This is a genomic window from Methylobacterium sp. BE186 (assembly GCF_031457035.1).
In the GTDB taxonomy this organism is placed as follows: Bacteria; Pseudomonadota; Alphaproteobacteria; order Rhizobiales; family Beijerinckiaceae; genus Methylobacterium; species Methylobacterium segetis.
On record NZ_JAVDVV010000003.1, the window covers coordinates 38,434 to 64,678 of the forward strand.

At 71.3% G+C, this 26,245-nt stretch carries 21 protein-coding genes, 1 tRNA gene and 2 pseudogenes; 9 read left to right on the plus strand and 15 right to left on the minus strand.

Annotation, left to right across the window (positions count from 1 at the left end; genetic code table 11):
* Positions 1-4 precede the first annotated feature (4 nt).
* Positions 5-3,190, plus strand: a pseudogene (locus J2X36_RS04295) (efflux RND transporter permease subunit).
* Between the two features lie 56 nt (positions 3,191-3,246).
* A complete protein-coding gene (ppk2, locus tag J2X36_RS04300) occupies positions 3,247-4,068 on the plus strand; it encodes a polyphosphate kinase 2 (protein ID WP_405029729.1) in 822 nt (273 codons plus the stop codon).
* 29 nt (positions 4,069-4,097) lie between these two features.
* Here ppk2 and atpC read toward each other — a convergent pair whose 3' ends face one another.
* From atpC to J2X36_RS04330, 6 genes and pseudogenes are all read right to left on the minus strand, one after another.
* On the minus strand, positions 4,098-4,505 hold the full coding sequence (gene atpC / locus J2X36_RS04305; protein WP_132249285.1) for an ATP synthase F1 subunit epsilon: 408 nt from the start codon (positions 4,503-4,505) through the stop codon (positions 4,098-4,100).
* A 37-nt stretch (positions 4,506-4,542) separates the two neighbouring features.
* Positions 4,543-5,325, minus strand: coding sequence for an enoyl-ACP reductase FabI (fabI, locus tag J2X36_RS04310; RefSeq protein WP_310346638.1), 783 nt, complete (start codon positions 5,323-5,325; stop codon positions 4,543-4,545).
* Positions 5,322-7,680 (minus strand): annotated as a pseudogene (locus tag J2X36_RS04315) (DUF3141 domain-containing protein). The gene fabI and the pseudogene J2X36_RS04315 overlap by 4 nt, the downstream one beginning before the upstream one ends.
* A gap of 25 nt (positions 7,681-7,705) precedes the next feature.
* Positions 7,706-8,206, minus strand: coding sequence for a hypothetical protein (locus J2X36_RS04320; RefSeq protein ID WP_132249279.1), 501 nt, complete (start codon positions 8,204-8,206; stop codon positions 7,706-7,708).
* Positions 8,207-8,222: 16 nt separating this feature from the next.
* Positions 8,223-9,428: an acetate/propionate family kinase gene (locus J2X36_RS04325; protein ID WP_310346642.1), complete on the minus strand. Its 1,206-nt coding sequence runs from the start codon at positions 9,426-9,428 to the stop codon at positions 8,223-8,225.
* A 3-nt stretch (positions 9,429-9,431) separates the two neighbouring features.
* Entirely contained in the window at positions 9,432-10,406 is a 975-nt protein-coding gene (locus J2X36_RS04330; RefSeq protein WP_132249275.1) for a phosphate acetyltransferase, read from the minus strand.
* Between the two features lie 521 nt (positions 10,407-10,927).
* Between J2X36_RS04330 and J2X36_RS04335 the strand changes: the two genes are divergently transcribed.
* Both J2X36_RS04335 and J2X36_RS04340 read left to right on the plus strand, forming a co-directional pair.
* A complete protein-coding gene (locus J2X36_RS04335) occupies positions 10,928-11,293 on the plus strand; it encodes a PRC-barrel domain containing protein (RefSeq protein WP_310346645.1) in 366 nt (121 codons plus the stop codon).
* A gap of 79 nt (positions 11,294-11,372) precedes the next feature.
* Complete coding sequence (locus tag J2X36_RS04340) at positions 11,373-11,909, plus strand: GNAT family N-acetyltransferase (protein WP_310346648.1); 537 nt, start codon at positions 11,373-11,375, stop codon at positions 11,907-11,909.
* Between the two features lie 39 nt (positions 11,910-11,948).
* Here the strand turns inward: J2X36_RS04340 and J2X36_RS04345 are convergent, their stop codons facing one another.
* The 9 genes from J2X36_RS04345 to J2X36_RS04385 form a co-directional block, all read right to left on the minus strand.
* Positions 11,949-12,290 carry a hypothetical protein gene (locus tag J2X36_RS04345; RefSeq protein WP_310346650.1) on the minus strand — a complete coding sequence of 114 codons (342 nt, stop codon included), beginning with the start codon at positions 12,288-12,290 and terminating at the stop codon, positions 11,949-11,951.
* A gap of 146 nt (positions 12,291-12,436) precedes the next feature.
* On the minus strand, positions 12,437-12,868 hold the full coding sequence (locus J2X36_RS04350) for a hypothetical protein (protein WP_310346653.1): 432 nt from the start codon (positions 12,866-12,868) through the stop codon (positions 12,437-12,439).
* A gap of 124 nt (positions 12,869-12,992) precedes the next feature.
* Positions 12,993-13,415, minus strand: coding sequence for a hypothetical protein (locus tag J2X36_RS04355; RefSeq protein WP_310346655.1), 423 nt, complete (start codon positions 13,413-13,415; stop codon positions 12,993-12,995).
* A gap of 300 nt (positions 13,416-13,715) precedes the next feature.
* Positions 13,716-13,807: transfer RNA gene (locus J2X36_RS04360), tRNA-Ser, on the minus strand.
* Positions 13,808-13,905: 98 nt separating this feature from the next.
* The gene (locus J2X36_RS04365) at positions 13,906-15,438 is read right to left on the minus strand and encodes an AMP-binding protein (protein ID WP_310346658.1); all 1,533 of its coding nucleotides are present in this window, start codon (positions 15,436-15,438) and stop codon (positions 13,906-13,908) included.
* Between the two features lie 74 nt (positions 15,439-15,512).
* On the minus strand, positions 15,513-17,738 hold the full coding sequence (locus J2X36_RS04370) for a xanthine dehydrogenase family protein molybdopterin-binding subunit (protein ID WP_310346661.1): 2,226 nt from the start codon (positions 17,736-17,738) through the stop codon (positions 15,513-15,515).
* A 19-nt stretch (positions 17,739-17,757) separates the two neighbouring features.
* The gene (locus J2X36_RS04375; protein WP_310346664.1) at positions 17,758-18,729 is read right to left on the minus strand and encodes a xanthine dehydrogenase family protein subunit M; all 972 of its coding nucleotides are present in this window, start codon (positions 18,727-18,729) and stop codon (positions 17,758-17,760) included.
* A 10-nt stretch (positions 18,730-18,739) separates the two neighbouring features.
* Complete coding sequence (locus J2X36_RS04380; protein ID WP_310347180.1) at positions 18,740-19,348, minus strand: 2Fe-2S iron-sulfur cluster-binding protein; 609 nt, start codon at positions 19,346-19,348, stop codon at positions 18,740-18,742.
* 230 nt (positions 19,349-19,578) lie between these two features.
* Positions 19,579-20,316 carry a sigma-70 family RNA polymerase sigma factor gene (locus J2X36_RS04385; protein ID WP_310346667.1) on the minus strand — a complete coding sequence of 246 codons (738 nt, stop codon included), beginning with the start codon at positions 20,314-20,316 and terminating at the stop codon, positions 19,579-19,581.
* A gap of 377 nt (positions 20,317-20,693) precedes the next feature.
* Here J2X36_RS04385 and J2X36_RS04390 point away from each other — a divergent pair, with 377 nt between their 5' ends.
* The 5 genes from J2X36_RS04390 to J2X36_RS04410 all read left to right on the plus strand — a co-directional run bounded on the left by J2X36_RS04390 (position 20,694) and on the right by J2X36_RS04410 (position 26,225).
* Positions 20,694-21,524, plus strand: coding sequence for an aldo/keto reductase (locus J2X36_RS04390; protein ID WP_310346670.1), 831 nt, complete (start codon positions 20,694-20,696; stop codon positions 21,522-21,524).
* A gap of 151 nt (positions 21,525-21,675) precedes the next feature.
* Entirely contained in the window at positions 21,676-22,695 is a 1,020-nt protein-coding gene (gene nadA, locus J2X36_RS04395; protein ID WP_310346673.1) for a quinolinate synthase NadA, read from the plus strand.
* Positions 22,692-24,215: an L-aspartate oxidase gene (locus tag J2X36_RS04400; RefSeq protein WP_310346676.1), complete on the plus strand. Its 1,524-nt coding sequence runs from the start codon at positions 22,692-22,694 to the stop codon at positions 24,213-24,215. Before nadA ends, J2X36_RS04400 begins: the two co-directional genes overlap by 4 nt.
* A complete protein-coding gene (nadC, locus tag J2X36_RS04405) occupies positions 24,212-25,069 on the plus strand; it encodes a carboxylating nicotinate-nucleotide diphosphorylase (RefSeq protein ID WP_310346679.1) in 858 nt (285 codons plus the stop codon). The genes J2X36_RS04400 and nadC overlap by 4 nt, the downstream gene beginning before the upstream one ends.
* A 490-nt stretch (positions 25,070-25,559) precedes the next feature.
* Positions 25,560-26,225 (plus strand): L,D-transpeptidase, encoded by a 666-nt coding sequence (locus tag J2X36_RS04410; protein WP_310346681.1) that lies wholly within the window; start codon positions 25,560-25,562, stop codon positions 26,223-26,225.
* Positions 26,226-26,245 lie beyond the last annotated feature (20 nt).

The window sequence follows — 26,245 nt, forward strand, 5'->3', positions numbered from 1 at the left end:
GCCCATGCTCTCCGCCATCTTCGTCGACCGGCCGCGCCTCGCGATCGTCATCGCGATCGTGACCTCGATCGCGGGCCTGCTGGCGCTCGTGACGATCCCGGTCGCGCAGTACCCGGACATCGTGCCCCCGCAGGTCTCCGTGACGACCACCTATCCGGGCGCCGCCGCGGACGTGGTCGAATCGACCGTTGCGCAGCCGATCGAGTCCCAGGTCGTGGGCGTCGACAAGATGATCTACATGAAGAGCGTCAGCGGCAACGACGGCAGCTACACGCTCACGGGCTCGTTCGAGCTCGGCACGGATCCGGACATCAACGCCGTCAACGTCAACAACCGGGTCCAGATCGCCCTCGCCAAGCTCCCCGAGGACGTCCGCAAGCAGGGCGTCACGGTGAAGAAGAAGTCCTCGGCCCTGCTCGGCGTGCTGGCGGTCTACTCGCCGAAGGCGACCCAGGACCCGCTCTTCATCTCGAACTACGTCACGATCAACCTGCTCGACCGGATCAAGAGCACGCCGGGCGTCGGCGACGCCACGCTCTGGGGGCCGCAGGATTACGCCATGCGGGCCTGGGTGCGCACGGACCAGCTCACCGGGCTCAACCTGACCACCGGCGACGTGATCGGCGCGATCCAGGCCCAGAACGTGCAGGCGCCGGTCGGGCGGATCGGCGCCCGCCCGATCTCGAACGAGCAGCAGCTGCAGCTCAGCATCCAGACGCAGGGGCGCCTCGCCTCGGCCGACCAGTTCCGCAACATCGTCCTGCGCACGAACCCGGACGGCTCGGTGCTGCGCCTCGGCGACGTCGCCCAGATCGAGCTCGGCGCGGCGAATCTCGACCGCGAGACGCGGCTGAACGGCAGCCCGGCGACCGTGATCGCGATCTACCAATCGCCGGGCGCGAACGCGATCACCACCCTGAAGGAGGTCGAGCGGCGGGTCGGCGAGCTCGCCAAGACCTTCCCCGAGGGGCTCGCCTGGAAGGTCACCTACGATCCCACGAGCTTCATCACGGAGACCGTCCACGAGGTCCAGAAGACGCTCGTCGAGGCCTTCATCCTCGTGGTGATCGTGGTGTTCCTGTTCCTCGGCAGCCTGCGCGCCACGCTGATCCCGACGCTGGCCGTGCCGGTGAGCCTGATCGGGACCTTCATCGTCCTGAAGGCGGTCGGCTACTCGGCGAACTCGGTGTCGCTCCTCGCCCTGGTTCTCGCGATCGGCATCGTCGTCGACGACGCGATCGTCGTCGTCGAGAACGTCGAGCGCGTCATGGAGGAGCACCCCGAGCTGACCCCGCGCGAGGCGACGAAGCAGGCGATGGCCGAGATCACGGCGCCGATCATCGCCATCACGCTCGTCCTGCTCTCCGTCTTCGTCCCCGTCGCCTTCGTGCCGGGCATCTCGGGCGAATTGTTCCGGCAATTCGCGGTCGCGGTCGCGGTCTCGATGCTGCTCTCGGCGATCAACGCGCTGACGCTCTCGCCGGCCCTGTGCGGCGTGCTGCTGCGGCCCCATCACGGCCCGCGGCGGGGCATCATGGGCTGGGTGATGCGGGGGATCGACCGGATCCGGGACGGCTACGGCGCGGCCGTGGCCCGCATCGTGCGCCTCTCGGTGATCGGCCTCGTGCTGGCCGGCGCGGCGGCCTACGGGACGGTGCAGCTCGCCCGGATCACCCCGACCGGCTTCCTGCCCGAGGACGACCAGGGCGCCTTCTTCGTCGTGGTGCAATTGCCCGAGGGCGCCGCGGTCGGGCGCACCTCCGCCATCGTGGCCCGCGCCGAGGAGATCCTGCGCCAGGAGCACGCGGTGGCGGACTACACCTCGGTGATCGGGCTCAACTTCATCGACAATTACTCGCAGGGCAACGCCGCCTTCATGGTCGTGACCCTGAAGCCCTTCGAGGAGCGCAAGGGGGCCGCGGACGGGGCCGCGGCGATCATCGCGCGCCTCGGCCAGCGCTTCCGGGAGATCCAGGGCGGCGTGGTGGTGCCGCTCGCGCCGCCGCCGATCATCGGCCTCGGCACAGGCGGCGGCTTCGCCTACGTGCTCGAGGACCTGCGGGGCGGCGATGCGAAGGAACTCGCGCAGGTGCTGCGCGGCCTCGTCGTGGCCGCGAACGAGGAGCCGAAGCTCAACCGCGTCTTCAGCACCTTCTCGGCGACGAACCCGTCGGTCTACCTCGATATCGACCGCAACAAGGTCCAGATCCTCGGCGTGCCCCTGAACAACGTGTTCCAGGCGCTGCAGGCGTCGCTTGGCGGCTACTACGTCAACGACATCAACCTGTTCGGCCGGACCTGACAGGTGCAGGTCCAGGCCGATGCGGCCGACCGGGCGCGGATCGACGACATCTACCGCATCAACGTGCGCAACAAGGACGGCCAGATGGTGCCGCTGCGCAGCCTCGCCGAGGTCCGGATCGTGGTCGGGCCGCCGGCGCTGATCCGCTACAACAACCTGCGCGCCGTCACGATCCAGGGCTCGCCCGCGCCGGGCGTCTCCTCCGGTCAGGCGCTCGCCGCGATGGAGAGCGTCGCCGCCCGCACGCTGCCGGCGGGATTTGCCGGCGAGTGGACCGACACAGCCTTCCAGGAGAAGCGGGCGGAGGGCAAGACGGCGATCATCCTCAGCTTCGCGATCCTGTTCGCCTTCCTGTTCCTCGTCGGCCTCTACGAGAGCTGGACGATCCCGGTGCCGGTGCTGCTGTCGGTCACGGTCGGCATCCTCGGCGCCTTCGTGGCGATGGTGTGGGGCCGGCTGACCCTCGACCTCTACGCGCAGATCGGCATGGTGGTGCTGATCGGGCTGGCCGCCAAGAACGGCATCCTGATCGTCGAGTTCGCCAAGGAGCAGCGGGAGCGGGGCGTGCCCGTCCGCGAGGCGGCGACCGAGGGCGCGCGCCTGCGCTTCCGCCCCGTCATGATGACGTCCTTCGCCTTCATCCTGGGCCTGCTGCCGCTCGTGATCGCGACCGGCGCCTCGCAGCTCGCGCGGCGCGACGTCGGCACGCCGGTCTTCGGCGGCATGATCGCGGCCTCCTTCCTCGGCATCTTCGTGATTCCGCCCCTCTACGTGGTCTTCCAGACCCTGCGTGAGCGGGCCTGGGCGGTGATGGGCGGCAAGGGCGCGAAGAAGGCGGCCGGACCCGGGAAGCCGGCGGGCGGCCCGGAACACCTCCCGGCCGAATGAGCCGAGCGGCCAGGCGGACGTGAAGGAGCACGGCGATGCAGGATACCGGTGAGATCATGCTGACCGACCGGCCCGAGGCGGATCCGGGCGAGGGCGAAGGCGCGGGCAAGCTGAAGCGGAAGGTCTACGAGCGGGAATTGCGCAAGCTGCAGGTCGCGCTCTGCCACATGCAGGAAGCGGTCAAGCGCGACGGCGCGCGCATCATCGTCGTCTTCGAGGGGCGGGACGCCGCCGGCAAGGGCGGCACGATCAAGGCGATCACGGAGCGGGTCAGCCCGCGCGTGTTCCGGGTCGTCGCGCTGCCGGCCCCGTCCGACCGGCAGAAGACGCAGATGTTCCTCCAGCGCTACATCGAGCATTTCCCGGCCGCCGGCGAGATCGTGATCTTCGACCGCAGCTGGTACAACCGTGCCGGCGTCGAGCGCGTGATGGGCTTCTGCAGCAAGGCCGAGTCCCGGCGCTTCCTCGATCTCTGCCCGCGCGTCGAGCACTTCATGATCGATGGCGGGATCCAGCTCATCAAGTTCTGGCTGGAGGTCGGCAAGCAGGAGCAGAAGCGTCGCTTCGAGGCGCGGATCGAGGATCCCCTGCGGCAATGGAAGCTCAGCCCGATGGATCTCGAATCCTATCGCCGCTGGTACGATTACTCGAAGGCCCGCGACGAGATGTTCGCGGCCACCGACACCGACGAGGCGCCCTGGCACGTCGTCCGCTCCGACGATAAGCGGCGGGCGCGCCTCAACTGCATCGCCCATCTCCTGAACCTCATCCCGCACAAGGCGGTGAAGCGCGAGCCCGTGACGCTGCCCAAACGCTCCAAGGACGAGGCCTACGACGACACGCTCCGGAACAGGCGCTTCGTCCCGGAGGTGTACTGACGAAGGCCGCGCCCCGGCTTGCGGCCGGATCAGGACCGGAGATCGAGGCTCGCCTTGTACTCCTCCAGGCGCCCGATCGAGACGTCGAACTGGGCGCGGATCGCGTCGTCCATCGTCCCGTCCCGCTGCGTGTGCAGGTGGAGGATCTCCTCCTCGAGCTGGTCGCGGGTGAGCTCCTCCATCGGGAGCACCCGTTCGGCCAGGATAGTGAGGCGGTTGTTGCTCATCTCCGCGAAGCCGCCGCTCACGAAGGCGCGGCGTCCCGTGCCGGTCACGTCGGTGGCGAAGACGATGCCCGGATGCAGCATGGTCAGGATCGGGGCGTGGTCCGGCAGGATCGTCATATCGCCCTCGACGCCCAGCAGCACGACGGACCGGACCTCCCCCGAGAAGACGATCCGGCCCGGTGATACGAGCTCGGCGAAGAGCGTGGCCATGGCTCAATCCCCTGCGGGTTCGGGTGGCGGAGAGGCCTCAGGCCATGATGCTGAGGCCGCCATCAACGTAGACGGTCATGCCGGTCAGGTGGGCGGCGGAGGGCGTGGTCAGGTAGGCGGCGGTGAGGCCGACATCGTCGATGTCGACGAGCTCGCCGATGGGTGCGCGCTGCACCGCCTCCGTCAGGAGCAGGTCGAAATCCTTCAGGCCGGAGGCCGCCCGGGTCTTGAGGGGGCCGGGCGAGACCGCGTGGACGCGGATCTCCTGCTTGCCGAGTTCGTAGGCGAGATAGCGGACCGCGCTCTCCAGGGCCGCCTTGACCGGTCCCATCAGGTTGTAGTTCGGCACGACCTTGTTGGCGCCGTGATAGCTCATGGTCAGGAGCGTGCCGCCCTCCGGCATCAGCGGGGCGGCGAGCCGCGCCATGCGGATGAAGGAGTGGCAGGAGACGTCCATCGCCACCTTTAAGCCCTCGGACGAGCTGTCGACGAGCCGCCCCTGCAGATCGTCCCGGGGCGCGAAGGCGATCGAGTGCAGGGCGATGTCGAGCCCGCCCCAGCGCTCGGAGATCTGTCGGAACACGCCCTCGAGATCGCCCTCCCGCTGGACGTCGCAGGGCAGGAAGAGCGGCGCTTCGAGCTCGCGCGCCAGCGGCTCGACGTAGGGCCTCGCCTTCTCGTTCAGGTAGGTCAGGGCGATGTCCGCGCCGAGCCGGCGGAACACCCGGGCGCAGCCGTAGGCGATCGAGTGCGCGTTGGCGACGCCGAGGACGAGGGCGCGCTTGCCGGCGAGGGCGTGGCCGTCGGGGATCTGCGTCATCTCTGAGCCCTCTGCGACTTGCCGTGGCCGGCCTGGCGTCGGGGCGACCGTGCTGCCACGGCCGCCGGCATCAGCTCCGGCACCGCGTCCGCTGCCAGGAGGCGCCGGAAGGCCGGCATCAGCGCCCGCTGCTCCGGCTCGAGGTCGATATTGCCCATCAGCCGCTCCAGCAGCCGGAGCAGGCGCCCCCGCTCCTCGTCCGTCCGGAGGAGCCTCGGCAGCGTCTCAAGCGCGCGCTCGGGCGCGTGCTCGACGATGCAAGCCTGCAGCCGCACGACCTGGCTCGCCTCGCCGGCCGGCAGGTCGAGCAGGCCGACATCGTGTCCGACGAGCTCGCGCATGCGCTTGAAGGTCGAGAGCCGGCGCTCGTGCCCGCCCTGCCGGGCGGCCAGCAGGGCCGCGCGGACCGCGGCCTCGGTGAAGCCGCCCGCCTCGATCCGGTCCAGGGCCTCGCGGACGAAGGGCGTGTCGCGGCCGGGCTGCGCCTCGGGCTTGGCGGCGGCCGGTTGCGCCAGGGCCGAGACGCTCATCGGGGCGTAGAGATTGTAGAACAGGTTCTCGACCGCGGCGTCGCGCAATTGCCGGTAGAGATCCCAGGAGGCGGTGACCTCGGCCGCGACAAGCCGCTCGGCCGCGACGCTCGGGCCGGCCTCGTCGCGCGGCGTGCGATGGGCCCGGGCGATGTCGGCCCACCCCTTCACGGGCGCGAGCCAGGGGTTCAGGTCCGAGAGCGCCCAGCGGCGCGCCCGGAGCGGGTGCCAGGCCCGGGCGAGGGGAGCCGCGTCCCGCGGCACGAGCGCGCCGAGCACCGGATGGACGAAGGTTTCGTAGAGCGAGGCGTTGAACTCCGAGACCTTCTCCACCGCGCCGAAGGGGACCTCGTCCTTGCGGGCGTATTTCTGGAGCGTCTGCAGATCCTCGACCCGGTGCTCGGTCAGGACCACGTCGTAGCGGCTCGCGCCGTTCGTGCGCTGCTCCTCGACCTTCATCCCGTAGAGGCCGGGGGGCAGGTGCTCGATGTATTCGAGCAGGTCGACGATCTGCGCGTGCTCCTTCCGCGCCACGCTCGCCGAGACGAAGATGCCGAGATGGCCGATGCTCCGGTGCATCAGGCCGACGATGACCTGCCCGTTCTCCTTCAGCGCCTCGGTCGTCGGATAGAGATCCGCGACCCAGTTGAAGGCCTGCTGCGGCGGGGTGATGTTGTCCCCGAGCGAGGCGAACAGGATGATCGGCGAGCGGATGGCCCGCAGGTCGAACGCGTGGCCCGCCGACCATTCCGCGTCGCCGCCGGCCAGCTTGTTGCCGACGAACAGGTTGTCGACGATCCAGCGGATCTCGTCCCGGTTCATCAGGAAGTACCCGCCCCACCAGCGCTCGAATTCCAGGTAGCGCTCGGGCTCGGTGTCGATCTTCGCGAAGAGATTGTAGCTCTTGCCGAAATAGGTGTTGGCCGGGTTCAGGGCCTCGAAATTCTCGACGAGGTAGGCCCCGTCGAAGGTGCCCCCTCCGAGGTCGCTCGCGAGCAGCGCCGTCCAGCTTCCGCCGAGCATGCCGCCCGCGTAGCGCATCGGGTTCTCGGCGTCGTTGCCGGCCCAGTAGGACATCGGGGCGCCGTTCACCACGATGGGGCCGGCGCAATCCGGATCGAGGGCGCCGACCAGCATCGCGGCCCAGCCGCCCTGGCAATTGCCGACGATGACCGGCTTGCCGCGGGTCCGATGGCGCGTGCGGACGATGCGCAGGAACTCGGCCTCCGCCTGCGCGACGTCGGAGAGCGTCTGCCCCTCGACCGGGTCGGGAAAGAAGATCACCACGTAGACCGGGTGTCCCGCCTTGAGGGATACGCCTACCTCGGAGTCCGCCTTGAAGCCGCCGATGCCGGGGCCGTGGCCGGCGCGGGGATCGATGATGACGTAGGGGCGCTTGTCGGGGTCGGTCCGCGTGCCGGGCGGGGCCTTGATCCGCACGAGCGCGTAATTCACCGGCCGCGCGAAGGTCCGCGCATCCGCCACCATCTCGTAATCGAAGGCGAGGAGCGGGGGCTTGCCCGCCTTCTCGTGCTCCAGCCAATTGTTGCCGCGCTGCCGGAGCGTGTCCCAGAACAGGAGCGAGCGCTGGGTGAAGTCGCTCCAGTAGCCGGCGGCGTCGCTCCAGGCCTGCATCGGCGTGGAGCGGCCGCGCCGCATCGAGCCAAGCGCGGTTCGCCGCGCCGAGCGCGTCGAGATAGGTCTCGGCCGCCGATGCGCAGCGGTCGCGGTAGACCTCCGCGACGCGGGTCTGGATCGCGGCGAGCGACGGCGGCGCGGCGCCCGCGGCTGCCGGGGCGGATGGGATCGTCTGGGCATCGGTCATGGTTGCCGTCCCGAACCGTGAGGATTCATTGGCGGCGGCCTTCCCAGGTGAGGAAGAAGCCGACATCGCCCGGCATGCCGTCCGGCCAGTCGACGATCATCGCCTTCAGGCCGTAGCCGGCGGGCCGCAGGCGGTCCTGCCAGAACTCGAAGGCTTGGCGTGGCCGGCCCGTCAGGGTCTGGGGCCACTCCGCCTCCGAGTTGTTGATGGCCCGCCCCGCGTCGCTGCACATCACGTTCGGGAAGCGCATCACGAGGAGCTCGTTCTTGCCCTGCTCGGCGGCGATGCGCAGCTTGTGCAGCAGCGACTTCGTGATGTCGTGCACCTTCTCGGGCGTGACCTCGACGGGCTCGGACAGGGCCTTGATCAGTTCGGTCCGCGCCTTGCCGGCACGGTCCTGGGCCTGCATGTCCTTCATGACCTTCGCGGCCTTCAACTGGGCCGTGTAGGCGCCGAGTTCGGCGGCGGACATGAAGGTCTCGTCCCCGAGTTCGTGCTCGGCCGGCTTCGTCTTCAGCGCTTCCATCTCGGGCTCCCTTCGCTCACAGGGCCGGCTGGCGCCGGGCATGATCCAGCGCGTCGCGGGTGCCGCGCGCGATCATCGATTCCTCGTCCGTCGGAATGCCCCAGGCCGCCGGTCCTGCCCCCCGCGTCAGGCGCGGGCCGCCCGCCGCGTTGGCGGCCTCGTCGAGGGCGAATCCGGCCCAGGCCGCGCCGTGCAGGACCTCGGCGCGGGTGGCGGCGTCGTTCTCGCCGATGCCGCCGGTGAAGACGACGGCGTCGAGGCCGCCGAGCGCCGCCGTCAGGGAGCCGAGTTCCCGCCCGATCCGGTAGACGAACAGGTCGATCGCGCGCCGCGCATCGGGGTCGGCGCCCGCCAGCGAGCGCAGCCTGCGCATGTCGTTCGACAGCCCGGAGACCCCGCGGAGCCCGGACTGCGTGTAGAGCACCTGCTCCGCCTCGTCGGGCGTGAGCCCCATCTCGCGCAGCATGTAGAACACCACCCCCGCATCGAGGGCGCCGCAGCGGGTGCCCATCGGCAGGCCGTCCAGGGCGGAGAAGCCCATCGTGGTCGCGACGCTCCGGCCGCGATCGAGGGCGCAGAGGCTGGCGCCGTTGCCGAGATGGGCCACCACCACGCGGGAAGAGGCGAGGGCGGGGTCGTAGGCCGCGAGCACCGAGGCGATGTAGGCGTAGGACAGGCCGTGGAAGCCGTAGCGGCGCACGCCCTTCTCGGTCATCGCATGCGGCAGGGCGAAGAGCTGCGCGATCTCCGGCTGGCCGCGGTGGAAGGCCGTGTCGAAACAGGCGATCTGCGGCAGGTCGGGGAAGCGCTGCCTGAGGATGCGGATCGGCTCGAGATTGTGCGGCTGATGGAGCGGAGCGAGGGGCACGAGGCGCTCCAGGTTCTCCAGCACCTCCGCATCCACGCGCACGGGCGCGTCGTAGGCGAGGCCGCCATGGACGACCCGATGCCCGACGGCAGCGAGCCGGAGGCCGCTGCCGTGCGCGCGCAGCCACGCGGCGACGTGCAGGAGCGCCTCCTCGTGGCCCCACCCGGGACCCTCGAAGGCGTCGTCGGCGACCGCATTCCCGGCCCCGTCCCGGATGAGCAGGTGCGCGGACCCGCCCAGGCCCTCGAACAGGCCCCGGAAGAGGCGCAGCGGCTCCTCGGCCTCGCCGAGCTCGAAGACCTGGAACTTCAGGCTCGACGAGCCGGCATTGAGGACGAGCAGGACCGGGACCATCGCCTAGACCTCCGGCATGACCCGCCGCGCGCGCTCGGCCGCGGCGACGAGGGAGGCGACCGCGCAGGAGGCGAGGCGGGTCAGCCGCGCATCGGCCCGGCTGGTCAGGATGATGGGCACCCGCGCGCCGAGCACGATGCCGGCCGCGTCCGCGCCGGCGAGGAAGGTCAGGCTCTTGGCGAGCATGTTGCCCGAGGCGAGATCGGGGACGACGAGGACGTTCGCTTGGCCCGCGACGGGCGAGCGGATCTTCTTGATCCGCGCGGCGCCGAGATCGATGGCGTTGTCGAGGGCGAGCGGCCCGTCGAGCACGGCCCCGGTGATCTGCTCCCGGTCCGCCATCTTGCAGAGGGCGGCGGCATCGAGCGTCGAGACCACCTTCGGGTTGATGGTCTCCATGGCCGACAGGATGGCGACCCGCACGGTCCCGACGCCGAGGGCGTGGGCGAGGTCGATGGCGTTCTGCACGATGTCGCGCTTGTCCTCGAGGGACGGCGCGATGTTGACGGCGGCGTCCGTGACGATCAGCGGCGTCGGGTGGCCCGGCACGTCCATGACGAAGCAGTGGCTGAGGCGCCGCGCGGTCCGCAGGCCCGCATCCCGGGCCACCACGGCCCCCATCAACTCGTCCGTGTGCAGGCTGCCCTTCATCAGCGCCTCGGCCTCTCCGGCCCGCACGAGGGCGACGGCGGCCTCGGCGGCCGCGTGGCTGTGCGGGGCCTCGCAGAGGCGCAGCGCGCCGATATCGGCGCCGAGCGCCGCCGCGGCCGCCGCGATCTTCGCCCGCGGCCCGACCAGGATCGGCTCCGCGATGGCGAGGGCGGCGGCTTCGAGCGCGGCGCCGAGCGCGGCCTCGTCGCAGGGATGCACGACCGCCACTTTCAGCCGGGGCAGCGCCTGTGCGGCGGCGATCAGGCGCTCGTACTTCTCGTGGCCGCGGGCCTCGGCCGGGGGCCGCTTGAGCGTCGAGGTCGGCACGGTGGTCTCTCCTGGGATGTCGAGGAAGGACCTCTCGCCGGCGCGCCCCGCGTCGCGGGCGATCGAGGCCGGCCCCGCCGCGCGGGCGGACCCGGTCGCATCGCGCGGCTCCGCGCTGGCGATCGAGGCTCAGTCTGCCGCGTTCGGACTGGACGGGCTTGATCGAACGGGACGGGAGGCCCATCCGCCGATCTGCGGCGTCACGTTGTCAGGATCGTACCGGCAGGACGCGCCTCTTCGCGCCCGGATGTCTCGAAGCAGAGACGAGGTCGAGCCGCAGTCATGGGCGGCCGGTACTTCGGAATACGCCGAATATCACTCGGTCGCGTGCGTACAAACAAAAGGCAGCGCCGGATGTTGACGGCAATCGACTCGATTTGCGGCAGCATCCTTGCCCGTCAACCATCGGTCCTCGCACCCCGCCGGAAGGATCGCCATGCGAAGGCGATGCGCCGAACGGATGGCCCGCTCGGGCCTATCCCCCTCGGCCCGGGCGGCGGGGCGCGGTGCGGGAGCGTGAGATGCGCAAGCCTGTCTTCCGCGCGGCCGGCGTCGCCGCCGCCGTGACGCTCAGCGGCGCCGCGCTCGGCCAGGCGGCTCCGACGCCGCTCGTGAACCGGGCGGATTCGATGATGCAGATGAGCGCCGCCTCGCTGATGCCGACCCTGCGCGGGCGCTGGCTCTACGCCGACGAGGGGCTGGTCGTCGGCCGCGTGCGGGAGGTCCGCGTCTCCGCGGACGGCAACACCCTCGTCGCCGTGGTGCTGCGTCGGCGCTGGCTCGGCGGGGGCGAGGTCGGCGTGCCCGTGCCCCGTCTTCGGCAGGTCGGCAACGACCTCAGCATGAGCGGGACGCGTGCGGCGATCCGGGCGATGCCGCCGCTCTGAGATTCAACTGCCGGTGGGTTCCGGCGCCGGTGCCGGAAGCCCCACGCCGGTCTCGATGGGTCCGGAGAGCCGCGCTGCCATGGACGACCTCGCGCATTACTCGGCCCTCGAACGCCTCCGCGACGGGGGATTGCTGGAGATCCGCGCCCTGAGGCCGGAGGATCGGGATGGGCTCCTCTGGGCCATCGACCATGCCAGCGAGCAGTCGCTCTACCGGCGCTTCTTCGGCGCGAGGCGCCACTTCAGCGACACGGAGGTCGCCGTCTTCCTCAACGTCGATTTCGAGAACCAGGTCGCGCTGGTCGCGGTGGCCGACGAAGCGGGCGAGGCCAGGATCGCCGGCGGCGGCCGCTACGTGGTGACCCGGCCCGGTCAGGCCGAGGTCGCCTTCACCGTCATCGACGCGTTCCAGGGGCGGGGCGTCGGCGCGGTGCTGATGCGGCACGTGATCGCGATCGCGCGAAGGCGCGGGCTCGGCGAGCTGATCGCCGAGGTCCTGCCCGACAACGCTCCCATGCTGAAGCTCTTCGAGAGATGCGACCTGCCGCTGAGGCGAAGGCGCGAAGGCTCCGTCATCCATGTAAGCCTTCAACTGCCCGGCGCCGCGCCGCCGTGACCCCCGGCATCCCTGGCGGATCGAAGGGCGCAAGCCTCTCTACAGGCTCTGCAGGAAGCGGCTCCGCGCCCTCTCGAAGCCGCTCGTCCATCGCAGCGTCTCGTCCCGCAGCACCCGGGCGCCCTGGCCGTAGGACGACCCGAAGGCGACCTGCCGGTCGGCATCGACGAAGCCGTTGATCGCCCGGACCGCGCGGCGGGGCATGACGTTCGGGTCATCGGCAAGGGCGTCGCAGATCATCAGCAGGGCCCGCTCTCCGCACGCACCGCCGAGACCGGCGGCGACCGACCGATCCTCGCCCTCGACGAGCGCGCAGAATGCCTCCCGCACGAAGGCCCGCTGCCTCAGATCGAGTGCCCCCGCCATCCCGCTTGCGGACATTCCTGCCTCCCTGCTTCGGCCGGCCCGCCTGCCCCGTTCGTGCTTCGACCTCCCTCGGGTCGCGGAAGGTTGCCGACGCACCGGCAGGGCAGCGTCGGGGCTCGCGCGCGATCATCCTCGCGACATGCGCACCGCCCGGCGGTGCGCTAATAGGCGCTCGAGGCCGGCCGATACCGGATGCCCGGCGGCACCTCGAACGGCGCAGGCAGCGGCAGGCGGGTGACGACCACGGGAGAGCCGGCGTCGAAGGGCAGCATCGCGGCCCCTGCGGAGATGAAGCCCGCCAGCGCACGCAGGTCGTCCGGCTGCCTCGGGTCGCGCGAGATGACATCGGCCTCCCGCTGCAGGCGCATGTTGCAGGCCCGCGAGGGCAGGCCGCCGCTCGGGGTGCAGGCGTCGTGCCGGGCACAGGCGAGATCGAGCGCGTCGACGGGCAGCAACGGCGCGTTGTTGCCCATGCCGCAATAATTGCCGTGAATGAGCGCCGCCGGCGGGCGCAGGGCGCCGTTCGTCTGCGCCAGCGCCGGCACGATCAGGCAGGAAGCGGCGATCGGAAGGAATGCGAGTCTCGGGATCATGGCGTGCGACCTCGCGAGCCTTCGGGCAAGGCCCCCCGTGGGAACGGCCGGGCGGGTCGCGAACGGTTCGGGGCTGTCCGCCCGGGGGAGGGGTGCGCCCAGATCCGGCGCACCCGGACGCCGCTCAGTAGGGGCGGCAGGTCCCGGCATAGGAGTCGTAGTAGCTGTAGGGGCCGCAGCCGCCGTAGGTCGCGCCGTAACCGGCGACCGCAGCCGCACCGACCGCCGCCGCGCCCAGGCCGTATCCGTAGGGACGGTAGCCGTAACCACCGTAGCGGCCGACCCGGGCGTATCCGCCGCGGTAACCGCCCGCCACGCCGCCGCGATAGCCACCACGATAGCCCCCGGCCATGCCACCGCGATAACCGCCGGCCATGCCGCCGCGGAACCCGCCGCCCCGGAATCCACCGCCCCGCATGCCGGCCCCGTGGAACCCCCCGCCGCCCCGGAACCCGCCGCCGCCTCCCCGGAAGCCGCGCGCGTCGGCCACGACGCTGGTGAGGATCAGGGCGCCGAAGGCGACGGATGCGATGAGCAGCGTTTTCATGAGACCATCTCCTCGCCGGAAGGGGACGTGTCGAGATGAGGCGCGACCAGCCCGCCGGTTCGGGCGGCCCCGGGATGGGCTCAGCTTCGACACCTGCGCCATTCCGACACTAGGGCTCGCCGCCAAGGGCCGCTTGATCCGACGAGACACACGGCCGGATTTCGCACGGGCTCGTCAGCCACGAGCGGCCGGTCCGCCGGTCAGCGCCACGCCGATGCGCGGCAGCCGTCAGCGCCCGTGTCGGGTTCGTCATCATGGATGCGGGAGGAGGCGGCCGCGGCAGGGGCTCACGGACTCAGGTGGCGGAGACGGAGGGATTCGAACCCTCGATACCCATTTCTGGGTATGCTCATTTAGCAAACGAGTGCCTTCAGCCGCTCGGCCACGTCTCCACGGCTCTGGCTCTAGAATTTCGCGTTCGGCCGGTCAACCCGCTTTGCCGCGGCCTCTGCGGCGCGGGCTCGGGAGCGGGCGACGGGCGTCGGCGGTCTCACACGCCCGCCGCCGCCTCGGCAAGGCGCTTGCGCTGGACCTTGCCGTTGGCGGTGCGCGGCAGCGTTTCGAGGAAGCGGATCTCGCGCGGGCATTTGTAGGCGGCCAGCCGCGCGCGGCACCAAGCGAGCAGCGCCTCCGCATCGGCCGCGGCGTCCGCGTTCAGGACTACGAAGGCGCCGATGACGCGCACGTCCGCGCGCACCGCCAATTCGGCGACGCCGACCTCGGCCACGTCGGGATGCTCGGCCAGCACGCCCTCCACCTCGTTCGGCGAGACGCGGTAGCCCATCGCGTTCATCAGGTCGTCGTTGCGGCCCTCGAACCAGAGATATCCGTCCGGATCGAGGCGCGCGAGGTCGCCGCCCGCGAACCACTCGCCGCGCAGAACGGCCGCTTCCTCCTCCGGCCGGTTCCAGTAGCCGAGCATCAGGCCCGGTTCGGAGCGGTGGATGGCGAGGAGACCGGTCTCGCCGGCCGGCAGCGGGACCGGCTCGCCCTCGACGGGGAGGATGGCGACGCGGCGCCCGGGCTGCGGGCGGCCGGGCGAGCCGGGGCGCACGGGGATGGTCGGGCCGCTCGACACGTAGGTCGAGATCTCGCTCATGCCGAGGGCCTCGTAGAGCGGCTTGCCGGTCGCCCGCTCCCAGGCGTCGAGCAGGTCCGGCGGCAGGGCCTCGCCCGCGGTCACGCCGTGGCGCAGGCTCGAGAGATCGCAGGCGGCGAGGTCGGCGTATTTCAGGATCTGCCGGTAGAGGCTCGGCACGGCCGCGAACAGCGTCGCCCGGTGCCGCGCGATGAGGCCCGGCCAGATCGCCGGGTCGCGCGGGCCGTTGTAGAGGACGGTGGTGGCGCCCACGGCCCAGGGATCGGTGATGCCGACGCCGAGCGTGTAGGTCCAGTTCATCGTGCCCGCGTGCAGCATCACGTCGGATTCGGTCAGGCCGAGCCAGTGCGGGTGCATCGGGCGGCGCCCGTAGACGGCGCGGTGAGCGTGCAGAACGCCCTTGGGACGGCTGGTGGTGCCGGAGGTGTAGACGAGGGTCGCGGGATCGTCCGCGCCCGTGTCCGCGTAGTCCGGCAGGGGCGGGCCCGCCTTCATCGCGGCGATCGAGCCGGCATCGAGGAGCAGGCGGCCGCCGAGGCTTCCCGCGTCGACGGGGCAGTCGGCGCCGGCCACGACGAGCGCGGCACCCGAATTCTCCATCAGGAAGCCGGCCTCGCCGGGGGTGAGAAGCGGGGAGGAGGGCAGGGCGACGAGGCCGGCGGCCAGGGCGCCGAAATAGACGAGGACGTAGTCCGCCTCGTTGCCCATGCGGATCATCACGCGCGCGCCGGGCTCCAGCCCGAGGCCGAGGAGGCCCGCCGCGATGCCGCGCACGGCCCGGTCGGCCTCCGCGAAGGTCAGGCTCTCGGTGCCCGCGTCCCCCACCATGACCAGGGCGGTCTTGTCCGGCCGCAGGCGCGTGTTTTCCGCGAGGCAGTAGCGCGCGGCGTTGAAGCGCTCGGGCGGGCGGGTGGAATCTGTCACGGGCGGATCCGGGCGGAGCGTTGCCGCCCCGTGATCCCTCCGGACCGGGCGCCCGTCAATCCGAACGCCGCCGGTCAGGTCCGGCGGAGTTGCGCGCCGCCGTCCCGCTCCTCCAGCCCCCGCAGCACCTTGTCGAGGGTGAGGGGATAGTCGCGGATGCGGATGCCGGTGGCATTGTGGACGGCATTCGCGATAGACGCGCCCGCACCGCAGATGCCGAGCTCGCCGAGCCCCTTGCTCTTGAGGGGGTTCGCCTTGTCGTCGAGTTCGGGCAGGAAGACCGCATCGATCGCCGGAATGTCCGCGTGGACCGGCACGTGGTACTCGGCGAGGTCGTGGTTGACGAAGGTGCCGAAGCGGCCATCGATCGCCACCTCCTCGGTCAGGGCGGCGCCGACGCCAAAGATCATGCCCCCGATCGCCTGCGAGCGGGCGGTCTTGGCGTTGAGGATCCGGCCGCCGGTGAAGACGCCGAGCATCCGGCGCAGGCGCACCTCGCCCGTATCGATGTCGACGCCGACCTCGGCGAAATGGGCGCCGTAGGAATATTGCGAGAAGCGTTTGTTGAGGTCGCCCGGCTTGATCTCGCCCGTCACCTCGATGCCCTCTCCGGCGAGGTCGGCCAGCGCCACCGAGGGACCGCCCCCGCTGATCCGCCCGTCCGCGAATGCGGCGGCCGCCGGGTCGAGCCCGGCTTTCTCCGCGAGGCGGCGGCGCAGGTCGTCACAGGCGACGTAGAGGGCCGAGCCGGCGCTGGCGGCGCCCCACGAACCGCCGGAGCCCGCCGCCTTCGGGAAGAGCGTGTCGCCGAGCTCGACTCGCACGCGGTCGACGGGCACGCCCATCATCTCGCCCGCGATCTGAGCCAGGATCGTGTAGGTGCCGGTCCCGATGTCGGTCATCGCCATGCGGACGGTGAAACTGCCGTCCCGCTCCAGGCGCAGGCTCGCGGAGGAAGGCTGCAGCGGGTTGAGGCGTGCGGCCGCCGACATGCCGAGGCCGACGAGCCATTGCCCGTCCCGGATCGATCCCGGCGCGGCGCGCTTCTCCCAGCCGAACAGGCGGGCGCCCTCGCGCATGCAGGGCACGAGCTGGCGGGTGGAGAAGGGCACCTTCTTCTCGGGGTCCTCGGAGGGCTCGTTGCGCACGCGCAACTCGATCGGGTCGAGCCCGAGCCGCTCGGCGAGTTCATCCATCGCGCACTCGAAGGCGAGCTGGCCGACCGCCTCGCCGGGCGCGCGCATGGCGGAGGAGAGCGGCAGGTCGAGATGCGCGAGCCGGTGGCGGGTGAGCCGGTTCGGCGCCGCGTAGAGGGAGCGCGTGACGTTGGCCGAAGTCTCGTAGAAATCGTCCCCCGAGGTCGTGTCCGACCAGGATTCGTGGGCGATCGCGCTCAACCGCCCCTCGGCATCGCTGCCGAGGCGGACCCGCTGAATCGTGTCGCTGCGCCGGGTCGAGCCGTGGAATTCCTGCTGCCGGGTCAGCGCCACCTTGACGGGCCGGCCGATGACGCGGGAGGCGAGGGCGGCGAAGACGGCATCCGCCTGCGGCTGCAGCTTCGCGCCGAAGCCGCCGCCGATGTATCGGCTCACGAGGCGCACGTTCTCGACCGGCAGGTCGAGCACCGAGGCCAACGAGACCTGCCCCCGGTTCAGCATCTGGTTCGCCGTGTAGAGGGTGACGCGGTCCCCGTCCCACCCGGCGATCGTCGCGTGCGGCTCCATCATCGCGTGGGTCTGCACGGGGGTCGTGTACTCGACGTCGAGCTTGACCGCCGCCGCCGCGAAGGCGCCCTCGAAATCGCCGAGGCTGGAATCGGGCGGGCTCGCGACCTGCTTCGGGACGATCGCCGCGGGCATCGCCGCGCGCAGGTCGAACCGGCCCTCCGCGCGCTCGTAATCGACGCGGACGAGCGCCGCCGCGGCCCGGGCCTGCTCGAAGGTCTCGGCGACGACGAAGGCGATCGGCTGGCCGAAATGGACGATCTCCGGCCCCTTCAGCACGGGGCCGACCTGCTCCTTCTTCTTGCCCTGGGGTGGGGCGTTCTCGTGCGTCATCACGTGGATGACGCCCGGCGCCCGGCGGGCCGCCGTGAGGTCGATCGCGCGGATGCGGCCCCTGGCGATGGCGGCCTCGACGATCATGCCGTAGGCCGGGTTCTTCAGTTCGCGGGTCTCGTAAGCGTAGGGCGCGGCGCCCGTCACCTTGAGGCGGCCCTCGATCCGGTCGATGCCGCGGCCGACGAGGCCGTCCGGCTTGGCGTCGAGGGGCGTCGGCCCGATCGGCTGGCTCATGTCCATGACAGCTTGTCCCCTCGGCTCAGGCGCGCGTCGCTTCGGCGACGACGGCGCGCAGGGTCCGCCGCGCGAGCGGGATCTTGAAGTCGTTGCCGCCCTGGCCGCGGGCGCCCCGGAGCACCGCGTCGGCCGCGTCGTCGGCACGGCCCGAGGCGACGAGGGCCGCCTCCGCGCCCTCGACCCGCCAGGGCTTGTGGGCAAGGCCGCCGAAGGCGAGCCGCGCGGCGCCGACCTTGTCCCCCTCCTTGTCGATGATCGCCGCCACCGAGACCACGGCGAAGGCGTAGGAGGCGCGGTCGCGCACCTTCCGGTAGAGGTGCACGCCCTTGACCGGCTTCGGAAGCGTCACGGCCGTGATCAGCTCGCCGGGCCGGAGGTCGGTCTCGGTCTGGGGCGTGTCGCCGGGCAGCCGGTGGAAATCCGCGATCGGGATCTTTCGCGCGGCGCCGTCCGGCGCCACCGTCTCGACCACGGCGTCGAGGGCGCGCATCGCGACGTTCATGTCGGAGGGGTTCGTGGCGATGCAGGCCTCGCTCGCGCCGAGCACGGCGTGGATGCGGTTGAAGCCACCGATCGCCGCGCAGCCGGAGCCCGGCTCGCGCTTGTTGCAGGGTTTCGTCGTGTCGTAGAAATAATAGCAGCGGGTGCGCTGGAGCAGGTTTCCGGCGGTCGTCGCCTTGTTGCGCAACTGCCCCGAGGCACCGGCCAGCAGCGCCTTCGAGAGCACCGCGTACTCGCTCCTGACGCGCGGATGCGCCGCGAGATCGGCGTTGCGCACGAGCGCGCCGATGCGCAGACCGCCGTCCGGCGTGGCCTCCACACGGCCGAGCGGCAGCCGGTTCACGTCGATCAACGTCGCGGGCGTCTCGACCTGCAATTTCATCAGGTCGAGCAGGTTCGTGCCGCCCGCGATGAAGCGGGCATTCGGGCGGTCGGCGGCGAGCCGGGCCGCCTCCTCGATGCTCGCCGGGCGCTCGTAGCGGAAAGCCTTCATCGCGCGCCCCTCAGAGCTTCGTGCCGGCGGCGTCGCGGATCGCCGCGACGATGTTCGGGTAGGCGCTGCAGCGGCAGAGATTGCCGCTCATCCGCTCCCGGATCTCCGCATCCGTCAGGGCGACCGGTTCGGTGAGATCCTCCGTGACGTGGCTCGGCCAGCCGGCCTCGACCTCGGCGAGCATCCCCGCCGCCGAGCAGATCTGGCCTGGGGTGCAATAGCCGCACTGGTACCCGTCCCGGTGCAGGAAGGCGGCCTGGAGCGGGTGCAGCTCGTCCCCGTTCGCCAAGCCCTCGATCGTCGTGATCGCGTCGCCCTCGTGCATCGCGGCGAGCGACAGGCAGGCATTGATGCGGCGCCCGTCGACGAGCACCGTGCAGGCGCCGCACTGGCCGTGATCGCAGCCCTTCTTCGTTCCGTTCAGGTCGAGATGCTCGCGCAGCGCGTCGAGGAGCGTCGTGCGGGTGTCGAGGACGAGATCGCGCGGCGTGCCGTTGATCGTCAGGCGGACCGGCATCGTCTCGGGAGCCGGATCGCCCGGGCTCGGCGCCGCGTCGGCGGGACGGACGGGAAAGCCCGCGGCCCCGAAGGCGGCCGCGGCGACGCAGCCCTCCATCATCGCCCTGCGAGTGAGGTCCGACGGCCGGTCGGTCGCGCTCCTGTCCAGACTGCTCTTGCCCGGACCGCCGTTGCCCGAGATGTCCTTGTCCGAGTTGCCCATGCGCACGATGCCCAAGCCCGCGACAGCTTCGCTACGAAGCTCGGACAACGCGGGCTCGGCGGAGATCGATCCGGGCCGGCCCACCGGCCGGGCTGCGCCGATTGCGCGCGGGCAGGCCTATGCGGGCCTCACATCTCGGCGCTGACCACCGGGCCGCCGAGGGCGGAGAGCGTGATGCGATCGGCGCCGATCTCCTCGGCCGTGTAGCCGAGCAGGAGCGCGAGCTGGTCGCGCGCCCGCCAGACACGGCTCTTCACGGTCCCGACGCGGCAATTCATCACCGCGGCGGCCTCCTCGTAGGTCAGATCCTCGATCGTCACGAGGATCAGGGCCTCGCGCATCGGGGCGGGGAGGCGGTCGAGGGCGGCGCGGGCATCCTGCAGGTCGAGATGGCCGGTCTGGCTCGGCACCGTGGCGACCCGGGCGGCGAGATCGCCCTCGCTGTCGGACACCTCGCGAGCCTGCCGCCGGTGCTCGCTGTAGAAGGCGTTGCGCATGATGGTGAAGAGCCACGCGCCGAGATTCGTGCCCGGCTCGAACCGCTCCCGGCTGCGCCACGCGCGCATCACGGTGTCCTGCACGAGATCGTCGGCGCGGGTCGGATTGCGGGTGAGCGAGACGGCGAAGCTCTGCAGGCTCGGCAGCGCGTCGACGAGCCCGTTGCGGAAGGCGCGCGCATTCCGGTCGTCCGTCTCCGCGAGCGCGTGCTGCAGCCGGGCGAGCAACTCGCCGATGCGGTCGGGAGGCGCGGCGGCCGTCACGTCCGCGTAGGCCTTCTTCAAGAGGTTCCCGAGATGGACCCGGATCGCGGCGGTCAGAGAGGCGGGGAGAAGCGCGATCGCATCCTGTTCCTTGGCGGCAGGCATCGTTCTCCGATCGACCAGGCAGACGCGTCCGGAAGAAGATCCGCACGCTTGAATCCCGATCTTGCCGGCCCGCACAAGCGTCGCCTCAACATAGGTTACCGCGCAGGCTCGATTGATGCGCAGATCGTTGCTCGAAATCCGCGCGCGCGACCCTACGCGCGAAGTGGCTGCTTCCAAGTACACGGCGATAACCGTCGCAATGCAGTGAAAGACAGTAGAGCTTGGCACTGCTTGAGGGGACTGTGCGAGATGCGGTCGAGCGCCGCCCTGGACATGGGGGCTCGCGGCGCCACCTGTGGCCCCATCGATGCCGGCGTCACGCTCCCTGCGACGCCCGGCGAACCGTCGCGCAGGCCGCGGCGTCGACGGAGTGCCCGATGCCCGTTTCCGTGCCGACCCTTCGCCTCAACGACGGCCGCGCCATGCCGCAACTCGGGTTCGGCGTCTATCAGCTCCCCGAGGCGGACGCCCCCGACATCATCGGCCGCGCCATCGGCGCCGGCTACCGCTCCATCGATACCGCCGCCATCTACGGGAACGAGCGCGGCGTCGGGCAGGCGATCCGGGAGGCCGGGGTCGGGCGGGAGGATCTGTTCGTCACGACGAAGCTCTGGAACGACAGCCAGGGCCGTGACGCGGCGCGGCGCGCCTTCGACGAGAGCCTCACCCGGCTCGGGCTGGAGCATGTGGACCTCTACCTGATCCACTGGCCCTGCCCGGAGCGGAACCTCTACCTGGAGACGTGGCGAGCGCTTGCCGCGCTGCGCGAGGAGGGGCGCGCCCTCTCGATCGGCGTCTCGAATTTCACGGTGGCCCAGCTCGAACGGATCATCGGCGAGACCGGGATCGTGCCCGCAATCAACCAGATCGAGCTTCACCCACGTTTCCAGCAGGCGGAGCTGCGCGCCTTCCACGAGGCGCACGGCATCGTGACCGAATCCTGGAGCCCGCTCGGGCAGGGCAAGGAACTCGCCGACCCCGTCCTCACCCGCATCGCAGGCGCGCATCGCCGCACACCGGCGCAGATCGTGCTGCGCTGGCACCTCGAGACCGGTCTCGTCGCGATCCCGAAGACGGCGACGCCGGCCCGCATCGCCGAGAACATCGGCGTGTTCGATTTCGCTCTCGGCGAGGAGGATCGCCGGGCCATCGCCAGCCTCGACAGGCCGGACGGGCGCATCGGCCCGAACCCCGACACCTTCGGCTGAACCGCAACCCGCGGAAACGGGCTTTTTGCGACGCACACCGAACAGTGCGTCGCAAAATTGATATGCTCAGTCTCAGCATATCTGGACATCGGGATCTGCGCCGCCTAACTTAGGCTCCGGAATGCTCAAAGTGAGCATAATGGAGGACGCCATGGCGGCGACCAGTTTCCCGCTCGCGCGCGGAGCCACGCCCGGATCGCTTCCCCTGCCGGACATCTACGCGCGGGTGAGCCATCACGTTCCCGCGATCGAGTGGCCGGCCCTGGCGTCGGACGTCGAGGCGATCCTGCGCCTGAAGCGCGAGCGCAACGCGGTCATCCTGGCGCACAATTACCAAGCGCCGGAGATCTTCCACACGGTGTCCGACATCGTGGGCGACAGCCTCGCCCTGGCGCGGGAGGCGGCGAAGGTCGACGCCGACGTGATCGTCCTCGCCGGCGTCCACTTCATGGCCGAGACGGCGAAGCTCCTGAACCCGTCGAAGACGGTGCTGATCCCCGACATGCGGGCCGGGTGCTCGCTCGCCGATTCGATCACGCCCGAGGACGTGCGCACGCTGCGCGCCCGCTATCCGGGCGTGCCGATCGTGACCTACGTGAACACCTCGGCCGCGGTGAAGGCCGAATCCGATCTCTGCTGCACGTCCGGCAACGCGGTCGACGTGATCAAGTCGCTGAACGCACCGCGCGTCCTGATGATCCCGGACGAGTTCCTGGCCCAGAACGTCCAGGCGGCGCTGCCCGAGATCGAGATCCTGACCTGGGCCGGGCATTGCGAGGTGCACGAGCGCTTCACGCCCGCCGACATCCGCGAGGTGCGCGAGAGCTATCCCGGCGTCACCGTGATCGCGCATCCGGAATGCCCGCCCGAGGTCGTGGCCGAGTCCGATTTCTCCGGCTCGACCGCGATGATGATGAACTTCGTGGAGCAGAAGCGTCCGGCTCAGGTCGTCCTGGTCACCGAGTGTTCGATGGCCGACAACATCGCCGCGGCGAACCCCGACATCGAGTTCATCAAGCCCTGCAACATGTGCCCGCACATGAAGCGGATGAGCCTGTCGAACATCCGGCGCGCGCTCGAGACGATGACCTACGAGGTCACGGTCGAGCCGGAGCTCGCCGACCGCGCTCGCGCGGCGGTCGAGCGCATGCTGGCGGTCAAGGCGCGATGAACGCTCCGGCTCGCAATCCCGCCGACCGCGTCGTCGTGGTCGGGGCGGGCGTCGCCGGCCTCGCGGTCGCGCTGCGCCTCGCGCCGCGCCCGGTGACGCTGGTGACCGCGGCCCCGCTCGGCTCCGGCACCGCCACGGGCTGGGCGCAGGGCGGCATCGCGGCGACGATCGGGGCGGATGATGCACCCCACCTGCACGCGGCCGACACGGAAGCGGCGGGCGCCGGCCTCACCGAGCCCGCTGTGGCGCGGCGGGTCGCGGAAGCCGGACCGGGGCTGATCGACTGGCTCGTCCGGATCGGCGTGCCCTTCGACCGCCAGGAGGACGGGGCGCTCGCCCTCGGCCTCGAGGCCGCCCATAGCCGGCGCCGCATCGTCCGGGCAGGTGGCGATTCGACCGGGCGTGCCGTGCTCGACGGGCTCGTCCGCGCCGCCGCGCTGACGCCGTCGATCGAGGTCGTCGTCGCGACCGTGCGCGATCTCCTGCAGGACGAGGCGGGTGCCGTCGCCGGCGTCGTCTGCGAGCGCGACGGGGCGCGGTTCCGGATCCAGGCGCGGGCCGTCGTCCTCGCGACGGGCGGCGTCGGCGGCCTCTACGCTTCGACCACGAATCCGCGTGGCGCCGTCGGGCGCGGCCTCGCGCTGGCGGCGCGGGCGGGCGCGAGCCTGCGCGATCTCGAATTCGTGCAGTTTCACCCCACCGCGATCGCGGCGGGCGGCGACCCGATGCCGCTCGCGACAGAGGCGCTGCGCGGGGAGGGCGCATGCCTGATCGACGGGCGCGGAGACCGGGTGATGGCCGGCATCGAGGGGGGCGACCTCGCGCCCCGCGACGTCGTCGCCCGCGGCATCTTCCAGGCTCTCGCGCGCGGCGAGCGGGTCTTCCTCGACGCAAGGGGCGAGCTCGGCGCGCGGATGCCGACCCGATTCCCCACCGTCGCCGCCCTCTGCGCGGCCGCCGGCATCGATCCGGCGCGCGAGCCGATCCCGGTGCGCCCCGCCGCGCATTACCACATGGGCGGCGTGCTCGTGGACGCCGCGGGCCGCAGCACGGTGCCCGGTCTCTACGCCTGCGGCGAGGTGGCCTCGACCGGGCTGCACGGGGCGAATCGGCTGGCCAGCAACTCGCTCCTCGAGGCGCTCGCCTATGCCGGCTGGATCGCGGATCGCCTCGAGGAGCCGCCGACCGGTGCCGTGCGGCCGCCGCGCGAGGCCGACGCACCCGCGCCGAGCCGCATCGCGGCCGTGCGCGCCGTGATGGAGCGGCGCGTCGGCGTCGTGCGCGATGCGGAGGGCCTTACCGAGGCCGTGGCGCGCCTCAGCGCCCTCGCCGAGACGGGATGCGGCGCCGCGCTCACCGCCCTGCTCATCGCCGAGAGTGCCCTGCGTCGGCAGGAGAGCCGGGGCGCGCATTGGCGCAGCGATCATCCCGGGATGGGGGCGGCCCGCCACAGCGAGACCCGCCTCGCCGAGGTCGAGCGCGCCCTCGAAGGCCAGCGCTTCGCGGAGATGCTGTCATGAGCGAGCCCATCCTGCCCCTGCCGCGGCTTCTGGTCGAGCCGATCGTCCGGGCCGCTCTGGTCGAGGATCTCGGCCGGGCGGGCGACATCACCACGGACGCGATCGTGCCGCCCTCCGCGCGGCTCGACGGCGTCATCGCCGCCCGCCAGGAGGGCGTCGTCGCCGGAACCGATGCAGCGGTGATCGCCTTCGGGCTGATCGATCCCGCCGTCAGCGTGAGCGTCGAGCGGGCGGACGGCGCGCGGATCCGGCCCGGCGATACGGTGATCCGCCTGTCCGGCCCGGCACGGGCGATCCTGACCGCCGAGCGGGTGGCGCTGAACCTCCTCTGCCGCCTCTCGGGCGTCGCGACCGCCACCGCCTCCCTCGCGGATTCGGCGCGCCCGCACGGCAAGGCGCGGATCGTCTGCACCCGCAAGACCACGCCCGGCCTGCGCGCCCTGGAGAAGCATGCGGTGCGGGCGGGCGGGGGCTCGAACCACCGCTTCGGCCTCGACGACGCGGTGCTGATCAAGGACAACCACGTGGCCGTGGCAGGCGGCATCGTTCCCGCGATCGAGCGGGCGCGCGCCCATGCCGGGCACCTCGTGAAGATCGAGGTGGAGGTCGACGATCTGGGTCAGCTGGCGGAGGCGCTCTCGGTCGGCGCCGACGCCGTGCTGCTCGACAACATGACGCCCGCCCAGCTCGCCGAGGCCGTCGCGATGATCGACGGGCGCGCCATCAGCGAGGCTTCGGGCCGGATCAACCGCGACACGGTCGCGGCGGTGGCGGCCTCGGGGGTCGACCTGATCTCCTGCGGCTGGATCACCCACAGCGCGCCGATCATCGACCTCGGGCTCGACGCGGCCTGAAGGCCGGCGGGAAAAGGGCGCGCCCTCCGTCGGAGGGACGCGCTCTCGAGAGTTGGCCCGCGGTCTCAGAGACGGGCAGCCGGAACTCTGGACGCTTGCCGGCCGCCGCGCGACGGGGGCTCGGGCGGGGCGGCTTTCATCGCGGGGCGGTTTGTCTCTCGCCCGCCCCGTCGCGCATCGCGCAAGAGGCGCTAGGCCAACGCCGCCCCACCACGAGCGCGCCACGCGAAAGCCACGAATCGGCGGCGTGCGGGCCCAGCGAAAAACACTCCCGCCCCTGAGGGTTAATCCCGTCTCGCGGGTAAGCGAACGGCAAAGCTGCCACAGTGTTGCCACCGAGTCACGGCGGCCCACAAGCGCTCCGGCCCACCCGTTTTCAGCTTGGCTTTGGTACGGCAGCGTTTACCCCTTGGCGACGCATGGCACGTCAACGTGCCCCTGTTTTCCAATCGCGTTCCCAGAACGATTCGCCTGCCGACGAGAGGCTTCGATGCGCCGTTTCGCCCCCGCCCTGATCGGGCTCGCCTGCGCGGCCGCCGCGTGGGCGACGCCCGCTATCGCCTATGAGATCGACCCCCTGACCCGCCAGCCGCTCGACACCGCGCTCATGGTGCGGGTGCGGCCGCAGACGCAGCAGACGGTCGCCGTGCCGACCGCCAGCGCGTCGCTGAACACCGCCGATCCGATGTCGGGCTCGGCCGTGCCGCAGATGTCTGCGATCCCGCGCGAGCAGGTCGCCTATGCGGGACCCTACGGCGCCGGCACGATCGTCGTCTCGACGGCCGAGCGGCGGCTCTACTACGTGCTCGGCGGCGGGCAGGCCCTCCGCTACGGCGTCGGCGTCGGCCGGCCCGGGTTCACCTGGGGCGGCGTGCAGACGATCACGATGAAGCGCGAGTGGCCCGATTGGCGTCCGCCGGCCCAGATGCTGAAGCGTCGTCCCGACCTGCCGCGCTACATGAAGGGCGGCATCGAGAACCCGCTCGGCGCGCGTGCCATGTATCTCGGCGGCACGATCTACCGGATCCACGGCTCGAACGAGCCGGAATCGATCGGCACGGCCGTCTCCTCGGGCTGTATCCGCATGACGAACGACGACGTCTCGGACCTCTACACCCGTGCCAATGTCGGCACGAAGGTGATCGTGCAGCGCTGAGCGCTCGGGATCATTCACGC